Source organism: Paraburkholderia sp. XV, assembly GCF_020177535.1.
Taxonomy (GTDB): domain Bacteria; phylum Pseudomonadota; class Gammaproteobacteria; order Burkholderiales; family Burkholderiaceae; genus Paraburkholderia; species Paraburkholderia caribensis.
On record NZ_JAGUUD010000041.1, the window covers coordinates 52840 to 63606 of the forward strand.

At 65.0% G+C, this 10767-nt stretch carries 11 protein-coding genes; 6 read left to right on the plus strand and 5 right to left on the minus strand.

Translation table 11 applies throughout. The features are described 5' to 3' along the window. Positions 1-897 carry an ABC transporter permease gene (locus KFO72_RS20260; protein WP_054931598.1) on the plus strand — a complete coding sequence of 299 codons (897 nt, stop codon included), beginning with the start codon at positions 1-3 and terminating at the stop codon, positions 895-897. Between the two features lie 37 nt (positions 898-934). Here the strand turns inward: KFO72_RS20260 and KFO72_RS20265 are convergent, their stop codons facing one another. From KFO72_RS20265 to KFO72_RS20285, 5 genes are all read right to left on the minus strand, one after another. Beyond that, positions 935-1648 carry a TetR family transcriptional regulator gene (locus KFO72_RS20265; RefSeq protein WP_054931597.1) on the minus strand — a complete coding sequence of 238 codons (714 nt, stop codon included), beginning with the start codon at positions 1646-1648 and terminating at the stop codon, positions 935-937. Between the two features lie 73 nt (positions 1649-1721). Beyond that, positions 1722-2639 carry an ABC transporter permease gene (locus KFO72_RS20270; protein WP_035995911.1) on the minus strand — a complete coding sequence of 306 codons (918 nt, stop codon included), beginning with the start codon at positions 2637-2639 and terminating at the stop codon, positions 1722-1724. Continuing rightward, a complete protein-coding gene (locus KFO72_RS20275; RefSeq protein WP_225032859.1) occupies positions 2636-3754 on the minus strand; it encodes an ABC transporter permease in 1119 nt (372 codons plus the stop codon). Before KFO72_RS20275 ends, KFO72_RS20270 begins: the two co-directional genes overlap by 4 nt. Continuing rightward, positions 3751-5331, minus strand: a complete 1581-nt coding sequence (locus KFO72_RS20280; RefSeq protein WP_225032860.1) for an ABC transporter ATP-binding protein — start codon at positions 5329-5331, stop codon at positions 3751-3753. The genes KFO72_RS20275 and KFO72_RS20280 overlap by 4 nt, the downstream gene beginning before the upstream one ends. Beyond that, positions 5328-6353 (minus strand): BMP family protein, encoded by a 1026-nt coding sequence (locus KFO72_RS20285; RefSeq protein ID WP_035995914.1) that lies wholly within the window; start codon positions 6351-6353, stop codon positions 5328-5330. Before KFO72_RS20285 ends, KFO72_RS20280 begins: the two co-directional genes overlap by 4 nt. A 196-nt stretch (positions 6354-6549) precedes the next feature. On the opposite strand from KFO72_RS20285, the gene KFO72_RS20290 reads away from it, so the two are divergent. The 5 genes from KFO72_RS20290 to hpxZ are packed head-to-tail and all read left to right on the plus strand — an operon-like array spanning position 6550 to position 10496. Continuing rightward, positions 6550-7356, plus strand: a complete 807-nt coding sequence (locus KFO72_RS20290; RefSeq protein ID WP_225032861.1) for a cysteine hydrolase — start codon at positions 6550-6552, stop codon at positions 7354-7356. Further along, complete coding sequence (locus KFO72_RS20295) at positions 7353-8504, plus strand: amidase (protein ID WP_225032862.1); 1152 nt, start codon at positions 7353-7355, stop codon at positions 8502-8504. Before KFO72_RS20290 ends, KFO72_RS20295 begins: the two co-directional genes overlap by 4 nt. A gap of 11 nt (positions 8505-8515) precedes the next feature. Beyond that, positions 8516-8707, plus strand: a complete 192-nt coding sequence (locus tag KFO72_RS20300; protein WP_062918796.1) for an AtzG-like protein — start codon at positions 8516-8518, stop codon at positions 8705-8707. After that, positions 8704-10107 carry an AtzE family amidohydrolase gene (locus tag KFO72_RS20305; RefSeq protein ID WP_225032863.1) on the plus strand — a complete coding sequence of 468 codons (1404 nt, stop codon included), beginning with the start codon at positions 8704-8706 and terminating at the stop codon, positions 10105-10107. Before KFO72_RS20300 ends, KFO72_RS20305 begins: the two co-directional genes overlap by 4 nt. Beyond that, a complete protein-coding gene (hpxZ, locus tag KFO72_RS20310; protein WP_225032864.1) occupies positions 10107-10496 on the plus strand; it encodes an oxalurate catabolism protein HpxZ in 390 nt (129 codons plus the stop codon). The genes KFO72_RS20305 and hpxZ overlap by 1 nt, the downstream gene beginning before the upstream one ends. Positions 10497-10767 lie beyond the last annotated feature (271 nt).

A 10767-nucleotide genomic window follows, 5' to 3' on the forward strand; every position in this document is an offset into this window, starting at 1 on the left:
ATGCGTGTTTCGCTCATGCATCGCGAGCGCCGGCCCGCGAGCTTCTACTGGCTCGCGCTGATCTTCGGCCTGTTCGTGCTGTTTCTGTATGGCCCCGTCATCACGATTTTCATTCTGTCTTTTCAAGGTCCGGAAGGCGGCCTGACTTTTCCGATGCGCGGCGTCTCACTGCACTGGTTCGAGGTGCTGCGCAACGGCGTGGGCGATATCGACATATGGGCGGCGTTCGGGCGCTCCGTCAAACTCGCGATTGCTGTGACGGTGCTGACGGTGCTGTTCTCCGTCAGCGCGGGCCTCGCGTTCAGGCGGCGCTTTCGCGGCGACACGGCCGTGTTCTATGTATCGGTTGCGAGTCTCATCATGCCGTCGATCATCGTATCGCTCGGCATCGGGCTGACTTTTCGTCTGCTCGACACGCTTATCAAGTATCTGGCCAGCACGTGGGGCTTTCAGTCGTTCGCGGATAGCTGGACCACCTCGATGGGTCTCTACACGTCGGCGCTCGGCGCGCATCTCACGTGGACGCTGCCGTTCGGCCTGCTCGTGATGTTCGCCGTATTCAACCGCTTCAATCCCGCCTTCGAAGAAGCGGCGCGCGATCTGGGCGCATCGCCGTGGCAATCGTTCCGCAATGTCGTGCTGCCCATCATCGGGCCTTCTGTGATCGGCGTCGCGATGTTCGGCTTCACGCTGTCGTGGGATGAGATCGCGCGCACGTCGCAGGCAATCGGCGATCAGAACACGCTGCCGCTCGAACTGCAGGGCTTGACGACATCGGTGACCACGCCCGTCATTTACGCGCTCGGCACGATGACGACGTTGATCTCGCTCGCGGTGATGGTGGGCGGATTGCTGGTCGCGAGAGCGCTCGCACGCAAGCGGGCGACTGCGGGTTGACGCGCCGCGCGGCGTTGCGCGGCGCTTTATCGGCAAATCAGATGTGCGCCGCGAGTTCAGGCACGCGCGCGCCCGTCAGAAACGCGCGCACGAGTTCGTGCGCCTGCGCCTTGTGCGCGGCCTGCCATGAAGGCGCGAGCATCTCGGTGTCGAACATGCGTGAGAGCGTGTACGCATTGGACTTGTGAAAATACGCGAGACTCACGAGCGTCACGTACATATGCAGCGGATCGATGCCCTCGCGCAACTCGCCAGCAGCCTCGCCGCGTTCGATCAAGGTGCGCAGCTTGTCGAGCACGGGCGACGACATCGCGGGAATGACCTTCGAGCGTTTCAGGTAACGCGCCCGGTTCAGGTTTTCCCACGAAAGCAGACAAAGCAACTCGGGGTGCGCGGAAAAGTGCCCTTCCGTGAAATCGTAAAGCCGCAAGATGCCAGCTGCGGGGTCGACGGTCTTTTCATCCAGCTCGACGGCCAGCTCCGCTTCGCGCAGCTTCGCGAGCACATGCTCCAGCACTTCGACATACAGCATCTCCTTGCCGCCGAAGTAATGATAGATCATCCGGATATTGACCTTGGCGCGACTCGCGATGCCCTCCACGCGCGCGCCGCTGAAGCCCTTGTCGGCGAACTCCTTGATGGCGATGCGGAAGATGCGCTCGCGCGTCTTTGCCGCAAGTTGCTGGCGGCGCGTGGGCTCGTCCTTCGCCGCTCGGGCGGGTGCGCTTGATGCAGGGGCGTTGCGTGGCATGGTGTCGATGTATGGATGAACAATGGCGCGGCGTATCGTTATGGTACTCCGCCGCGCCCCGGCGCTCGCGCGCTCAGCGCCTGAACGGCTGGGTGAGCGCGGGTGGCGCGGATTGCCGGCCGATCAGTCCGGCGACGGCCACGAGCGCGAGCAGGTACGGCAGCATGATGAGCAAGGCCGTCGGCACATGCAGGCCGAACATCGGCAACTGAAACTGCATCGCCGTCGCTGCGCCGAACAGCAGGCACGCGAGCGCGGTGCGCCCCACCTTCCAGTTGCCGAAGATGATCGCCGCAATGGCCAGATAGCCCGCGCCGTTGGTCATGCCTTCCGTGAAGGTGTGGATGTCGCCGATCGAGATGAAGCAGCCCGCCGCTGCCGACATCACGCCCGAGAACACCACCGCGCCGTAGCGAATCCGCGCGACGCCGAGGCCCGACTGATCGACGGCGCGGGGTGCGACACCTGTTGCGTGCAGCGCGACGCCCAATGCGGTGTGACGCATCACCACGTAGGTAGCGATCAGCACCGCGAGTCCCGCATACAGCAGCCACACCTGACCGAATACCGGCTCGCCGATGACAGGCAGTGTGCCGAGCACAGGCGGCGACCAGTGCGCCAGGCCCGGAATCACCGCGCTCGAACGCTCGCCGAAGATTTCGCGGTAAGCGAGCGTCGTGCCGCCGAGCGCCAGAATATTGATGCCGATGCCCGTCACGATCTGATTCGCGCGCATCGTCACGCTCAGGAACGCCTGCAGCAGCGCGAGCGGGATCACGCCGAGCATGCCGCACAGCAAACCGACAGACGGATTGCCCGTGAGCCATGAAAACGTCGCGCCGAGAAACGCGCCTGTCAGCATCATGCCTTCGACGCTCATGTTGAGCACGCCCGCGCGCTCGCTGACGAGTTCGCCCGTGGATGCGAGCATCATCGGCGCGGCGAGGCGGACCGACGCGCCCGCGAACACTGCGAGAAGTTCGAGATTCATTGGCGCGCGTCTCCCTTGTCGAGCCACATCGCGCCGCCCGCAAGCGCGATGGTGACGATGCCCTGCACGATCAGCACGAGCGCCGACGGCACCTGCGCGACCATTTCCATGTTGATGCCGCCCGAGCGCAGAAAGCCGAACAGCAGCGCCGCCGCGACTACACCTGTGATCGAGCCGCGCGCGAGCAGTCCGACCACCAGGCCATCGAAGCCATAGCCGGACGAAAAGCCGGCTTTCAGCGAGTATTGATCGCCCTGCAGCATCAACGCGCCGGCAAGGCCGCTGAACGCGCCAGCCAGCGCCAGTGCACCGACGATCGACGACGTGATCGGCAAGCCCGCACGCCTCGCCGCGATCGCGTTCAGGCCCGCCGCCCGCAGCGACAGGCCGAAGCGCGTGCGCGTGAGCAGAACGGCCGAGCCGATGGCCAGCGCGATCGTGACGGGCAGACCGATGTTGAGGTTCATGCCGCTCGCCGCGAGGATCGCGGGCAGCTTGGTCGGATCGGGAATTTCGAGCGATTCGGGCAAGGTCGCGCCGTTCGTCATCGGCTGGCGCAGCAGCGCTTCGCTTTGCACGCACCAGTAGAGCAGCCACACGGCGATGAACGACAGCAACAACGTGCTGATCACTTCATTGGTGCCGGCCTTCGCTTTCAGCACGCCGGGCACGCCGCCCCATAGCGCGCCCGCGGCGGCGGCGCCGAGCATCGGCACGATGAACGACAGGCCGAGCGGCAAGTGCGCGCATCCGCCGTAGAGACTCAGCGCGGTCGCGACGATGCCGCCGATCGCAAGCTGCCCTTCGCCGCCCACGTTCGTGAGCTTCGCGCGGTTCGCAATCACGAAACCGGTGCCGACCAGCGCGAATGCAAGGCTGCGATTGATCGACGCGCCGATCGCATACGGCGAGCCCCATGCGCCGTCGGCGAAAGCCGCGAGCGCATCGCCGATCGGCACGCCCATTAGCGCGATCAACGCGAGCGCCGCCAGCATCGCGAATACGACGGCCCCGGCGATCACGCACGCGACGCGCACATGCGGCAGCCGCGCACGCCAGCCTTGCGCGTCTTGCGTCGAGCCGAACAGGGTTTGCACCTTCATCTGCGGATTCATGCAGGTTCTCCCGCGCCCGCCATCCACGCGCCGATGCGGCCGCGATTGCTCGCCTCGGGCGCACAGGTGCCCATGACGCGCCCGCGATACAGCACGACGATGCGGTCGGCGACGCTCATCAGTTCGTCGAGTTCGGAGGAAATCAGCAACACGCCCACGCCGCGGTCGCGTGCGGCACGGATGTGCGTATACACGGCAGCCACCGCGCCGACGTCGAGACCGCGCGTCGGTTGCGCGGCGAGCAGGAACAGCAGCGGATCGAGCGTCAGTTCGCGCGCCAGCACAGCCTTCTGCTGATTGCCGCCCGACAGCCCGCCGAACAGCGCGTCGGGGCCGCTCGCGCGCACGTCGAAGCGCTGCATCAGGTCGAGCGCGGCGGCCCGCATCGCACGGCGGCGCAGAAAGCCCGCGCGCGTGTAGCCGTCGAGATGATTGAGCAGCAGATTGTCGGCGACGCTCATCCCCGTGACACAACCCACCGCGTGTCGATCTTCCGGCACGATGCCCACGCCGGCTTGCGTCAGTTCGCGCGGCGTGGCATTCGTCATATCGCGCCCCGCGATAAAAAAGCGTCCTGCCGACGCGCACGACATGCCCGCGAGCACCGCGCCGAGTTCGCTCTGCCCATTGCCTTCGACGCCCGCAATGCCGACGATCTCGCCGCGATTCACGACGAGCGTGCAGTCTTCGAGGCGCGTGACGCCTTCGGCATCGCGTGCGCTCAGAGCGTCGATCTGCAATACCTCTTCGGCGAGCGGACGCGAGTATGGCGAGCGCGTGTTGACGAGCGACAGGCGGCTGGTCAGATCGGCGTCGTCATCGTCGCCGTCTTTTCCCGGGCGATGAATCATCGCATGCACCAGCCTGTCGATTTCGCCCGATGGCGCCGCCGAGCGCGCCACCACTCGCCCCGATTGCAGCACCGTGGCATGCGTGGCGACCCGGCAAATCTCCTTCAGCTTGTGCGTGACCAGCACCACCGCGCAGCCGCGCGCGGCGACGCGCTCGCAGGTGTCGAGCAACGCGTCGATCTCGGCGGGCAACAACACGGCCGTCGGCTCGTCGAGCAGCAGAAGACGCGGCTCGCGCATCAGACACTTGACGATTTCGACACGCTGCCGCTCGCCCACCGACAGGTCCGCGACCTTCGCGTCGAGCGCCAGTTCCAGCCCGACGCTCGCCAGCACTTCATGCAGGCGCGCCGCTTCGCGCTGCCGGTTGAGCCAGCCGCGCGCCTGGCCGAGCAGAAGATTGTCGAGCACGCTGGCGTCGTCGACGAGACTGAAATGCTGATGCACCATCGCGATGCCGTGCGCCAGCGCCTCACGCGGATTCCGCGGACGATACGGCGCGCCATTCACCTGCATCGCGCCCGCATCCGGCTGATGAACGCCGAAGATCACGTTGCACAGCGTCGATTTGCCCGCGCCGTTCTCGCCGAGCAGGCAGTGCACGTCGCCGGGCATCAGATCGAGCGACACGCCTTCGAGCGCGGTGAACGCGCCAAAATGCTTGCCGATGTTCGTCAGCGAAAGGATCGGCTCGGCACGCGCGACGGGAGAAGCGAGCGTGCTCATCCTTCGGATACCTTGATCTTGCCGCTCAGGATGTCGTCCTCGATCTGCTTGAGCTTCGCGTCCATCGCGGGCGTCGACTTGCAGATCACCATGCTCGAAGCCTTCGGCCCCATCGCGAGACCAAAGGCCTTGTAGCCGGGCTGCCATTGGCCTTTCTCGAGTTGCTCGATCGCGTACTGCGCCTGGTAGCCGACACCCGTGATGCTGTACGCGACGTAGAGCGGATCGCTGCCGCAACGGTCCGTGTAGCTGCCGATGATGTGCGTGTTCTTTTCCTTCGCCGCCTGCTCCAGCCCGCGCAGCCCGAGGTTCAGGATGTGATAGTGAACGTCGGCGCCTTGCGCGATCGCGGCAGCCGTCGCTTCGCGTGCCTTGGCGACGTTGTCGAAGTCGCCCGTGTAGCTCTCGAAGTACTTCACCTTCGGGTTGATGTAGCGCGCGCCGTTGCCGAACTCCTTGCCCGCGTTGACGATGGACGGAATCTCCATGCCGCCCACGTAGCTCACCGCGCCGCTCTTCGACATCATCGCGGCGGCCGCGCCCGCGACAAAGGCGATCTCGGCCTGCTTCACGTCGTACCCGGCGACGTTGGGCGGCATGTTCTCACCCTTGTTGCCGCCCACCACCGAGAACTTCACGTTAGGAAAGCGCTTGGCGATCTTCAGCACGGCTGCCTGCGTCTGTCCGCCAATGCCGATCACCAGCTGGTTCTTCGACGCGAGATTGGTGAGCGCCTGCTCCATGTCCGCGTAGTTGATGTTCTCGATGATCTGCGTTTTCAGTTTCGGGCCGAACTCTTTCTGCGCGGCCACGACGCCGTCGTAGCCCGACTCCATCCAGCCCTTGTCCGTCTTCGAGCCGGGGATCAGCACGCCGACGCGCATCGCGTCATCGGCGGCGTGCGCGGCGGGCACGAAGAACGAGGGCGCGGCGAGCGCGACGAGTCCCGCCACGACGAGCGCGCGAGCCACGAGCCGACGGCGCGGTTTTCCGTGCGATGCCTGTTGCGAACCGATCATCATTGGCACTCCTTTTGCGTTGGATTTGGGTAAGTAGGTTATTCATGACTGAAATGCACGTTGCAACTTCGATGCCAATGCGCGACCGGGGCAGCGGGAACGCTCCCATTTTTTTCATTCGGCCGGCGGCATCGGCGACGTGCATAGCATCGTTTCAGGCCCCCTCGGACATCACACGTTCAACGCTCTGGAGAAACCCATGAACGACAACTCGAACCCAGACCTGGCAAGGCCTGGCGGCGCGCTCGGCGCCTTCGCGCAGACGCGCTGGACGGCGACGGAAGCGCTCGTCGACATGGCCGCGCCGACGCCGGCGCCGCGCATCGCCGTCCTCGATTCCGAACCGCAAAACGTGCGCTTCGACATCGAAAAATCGGCCCTCGTGATCATCGACATGCAGAACGATTTCTGCACCAAAGGCGGGTGGGTGGACCACATTGGGGGCGATTACAGTGCGGACCGCGCGCCGATTGCACCACTGCAGCGCCTGCTGCCCGTGGTGCGCGACAGCGGCATTCCCGTCATCTGGGTGAACTGGGGCAACCGGCCGGATCTCGCGAACATGCCGCCCAATCAACTCCATCTGTATAAGCCGAAGGGCACGGGCATCGGTCTTGGCGAGCCGTTGCCCGAGCATGGCGCGCGCGTGCTGGAGAAAGATTCGTGGGCCGCCGCCGTGGTCGACGAACTGAAGATAGAGCAGCAGGACATCTGCGTGGACAAGTACCGCATCAGCGGCTTCTGGGACACGCCGCTCGATAGCATCCTGCGCAACCTCGGCACGCGCACGGTGTTCTTCGCGGGCGTCAACACTGATCAATGCGTGCTGCACACGCTCACCGACGCGAACTTTCTCGGCTACGGCTGCGTGATGCTGACCGATTGCTGCGCGACGTCGTCGCCCGCGTTCTGCACGGAAGCGAGCATCTGGAATGTGAAGAAGTGCTTTGGCTTCGTCGCGGATTCGCTGCAATTCGCCGCCGCGCTAAAGGGAGGCGCAGCATGAGCGCGTTCATCCCGGGCCCGCGCCTCGAAGTCAGCGCCACCGCGCGCGGCGCGCTCGACGGCTTGCGCTTCGCGGTCAAGGATCTGATCGACGTGGCGGGCGTGACGACGGGCGGCGGCAATCCCGACTGGCTCGCAACGCACAGCCCCGCCGCGCGTCATGCGCCTTGTGTGGCCAGATTGCTCGACGCGGGCGCATCCGTGGACGGCAAGACGATTACCGACGAACTCGCCTACAGTCTGGAAGGCGTGAACGCGCACTACGGCACGCCGCTCAACCCGCGCTGGCCGTTTGCGCTGCCGGGCGGATCGTCGAGCGGATCGGCATCCGCCGTGGCGAGCGGCGAAGTGGACTTCGCGCTCGGCACCGATACGGGCGGCTCGGTACGCGTGCCCGCCGCGTTCTGCGGATTGTGGGGAATTCGTCCGACTCACGATGCCGTATCGCTGGAAGGCGTGCTGCCGTTTGCGCCCTGCTTCGATACCGTCGGCTGGTTTGCGCCCACGGGCGCGATGCTCGCGCGCGTCGCCGACGTGTTGCTGGAAGGCGTGCCTGCTGTCGATGCACCCTCAACGCTGGTGCGTTGCAAGGAAGCATTCGATGCACGCTCAGCCTGCGAACCTGAGGACGCTCAACGCCTGCGCGAAATGTCCGCTACGCACGATGAGATCGAAGTCATTGCAGGTGATCGCGCCCGCTGGCTGCATGTGTATCAGCAGTTGCAGGACGATGCGATTGGTGCTTCGCTGGGCGCGTGGATCGATGCGACTGCGCCGCGCTTCGGCGACGATATCGCCGCGCGCTTTGCGCGCCTGAAGACGCACGACGCCGCCGAAGTCGAACGTTGTCGAGTCTTGCGCGAGACGTTCGCGCGACGCATCGACGGCATGGTGGGCAACGCGCTGATCGTGCTGCCGACCACGCCGCGCTCGCTGTTGAGCAGGCACGAAACACCCGAGCGCACGAATGCGTTCTATCGCGACGCGCTGACCATGAATGCAATTGCTGCATTCGCCGGCTTGCCGCAAGTCACGGTGCCCGTCGCGAACGAAAGCGAACGGCCACTCGCGCTGTCGCTCATCGGTCCGCGTGGAAGCGATCGCGCGTTGATCGCGCGGGCGCGCCAACTGTTTTCCACTCTTTCGTGAATCCGACGCCCATGTCAACTTCGCTCGACACCACGCTCGACGCCTACGTCGATGCCGCGCTCGCGCTGCACTTCCCGGCGCTTCCTGCCGAAGCCGCCACGCGCGTAAAGGCTCAATTCGCCCGCGTTGCGCAGCTGGCCGCGCCCGTGCTCGCCTATCCCGTCGATACCAACGACGAACCTGCGACGGTGTATCGCCCATGACGACATTCAACAGTGTTTCCGGCAGCGCGCTGTCGATCGCGCGCGCGTATGCCGATGGCGCGTTCAGCGCACGTGAATTGATCGAGGCGACGCTTGCGCGGATCGACGCACACGACGCGCAGATCAACGCGTTCACCGCCATCACGCGCGAACGCGCGCTGGCCGAAGCCGATGCGCTCGATGCACGCCGCGCGAGTGGCCAGACATTGCCGGCGCTGGCGGGGGTTCCGTTTGCGGCCAAGAACCTGTTCGACATCGCGGGCGTCACGACCATAGCGGGTTCGCGGGTGCTCGCCGACGCGCCGCCTGCCACGGCCGATGCAACGCTCGTGAGACGCCTTTGCGATCAAGGCGCGATCATGGTCGGCGCGCTCAATATGGACGAGTTCGCGTATGGCTTCACCACCGAGAATCATCATGCGGGACCGTGCCGGAATCCGCATGACCTGACGCGTTCGGCGGGCGGATCGTCGGGGGGAAGCGCGGCGGCCGTCGCGGCCGGCTTCGTGCCCGTCACGCTCGGCACCGATACCAACGGCTCGGTGCGGGTGCCTGCTTCGCTGTGCGGCGTGTTCGGCGTGAAGCCGACTTACGGACGTCTGTCGCGGCACGGCACGTGGCCCTTCGTCGCGAGCCTCGATCATATGGGCGCTTTCGCGCGTAGCGTGGACGATCTCGCTGCCGTCTACGACGCGTTGCAATGCACGGACCCGTTCGATCCTTCGTGCGCGCAACGTGGCTTCGAATCGGCCAACGCGCGGCCCGGTGCGTTGCGGGTGGCGCGGCTCGGTGGCTATTTCGACGAACACGCGAATGACGATGCGCACCAGGCGTCGTGCGTTGCTGCTGAAGCGTTGGCGGCGGCGCATACGGTTGAATATCCCGATGCCGATGCGGCGCGCGGCGCGGCGTTTCTGATCACGGCTGCCGAGGGTGGTCAGTTGCATATGGCGAATCTGCATGCGCGCTATGACGAGCGTGAGCCTTTGTCGCGCGATCGGCTGATTGCGGGGGCGTTATTGCCTGCGGCGTGGATCGTCCAGGCGCAGCGTGTGCGGGCTGCGTTGCGGCGTCGCGTGCTGGAACTGTTCTCTCATTACGATGTGCTGATTGCGCCGGCTACGCCTGTCGTGGCGCCGCACATCGGCGATGAGTTCATGGATGTCAATGGCGAGCGGCTCGCTGTGCGCCCTAATCTGGGGTTGTTGACACAGCCGGTCTCGTGTCTCGGTCTGCCTGTTGTCGTCGCGCCGATGCGCACGGGCGGTGGCTTGCCGATCGGTGTTCAGTTGATCGCGCCGCCCTGGCGTGAGGAGCTTGCGTTTGAAGCGGCGCGGCGTCTTGAGGCTGCGGGGCTCGCTTATTGTCCGCCGACTGCGTTTGATGTGGGAGCACGGTGATGATCGAAATCAATCGGCCCGATGTGCTCGCTGAGGTCAACGCGGCATTCGATGCTTATGAACGGGCGCTTGTGAGCAATGACGTTGCTGTGCTCGATGCGCTCTTTTTTGATTCGCCGCATACGCTGCGGTATGGCGCGACCGAAAATCTTTACGGGTATGAGGCGATTCGTGAGTTTCGCGCTGCGCGGCCTGGGAAGGGGCTTGAGCGGACAGTGACGGCGCGGGTGGTGACGAGTTATGGCGATGCGTTCGCCGTCGCTAATATCGAGTTTCGGCGCGATGGGGAGCCGCGGGTTGGTCGGCAAAGTCAGACGTGGATCAGGATGCCTGAAGGCTGGCGTGTGGTGAGTGCACATGTGAGTTGGATGGAGGTGGGTTCTTTTTGACTGGCGTCGGGGGTTGCGGTTTTGGTTCCTTTTCTGGCATCCGGACTGTGCCTTCGCGGCGCGGGCTATGCTGGGCGGTGTTTTTTTGAGGTCTGTGGTGGCATTCGCGGTGGGCGGTGGGCGGTGGGCGTTTGCCTTTTCGCTGGCATCCGCGATTTGTTAGCGTGCCGCAGGTGTTGCCCTTGTGCGCTTGCCTTTTCGCTGGCATCCGCGATTCGTTAGCGTGCTTCACGCGTCGCCCCTGTGCGGGGCGGCACCTACTTTTCTTTGC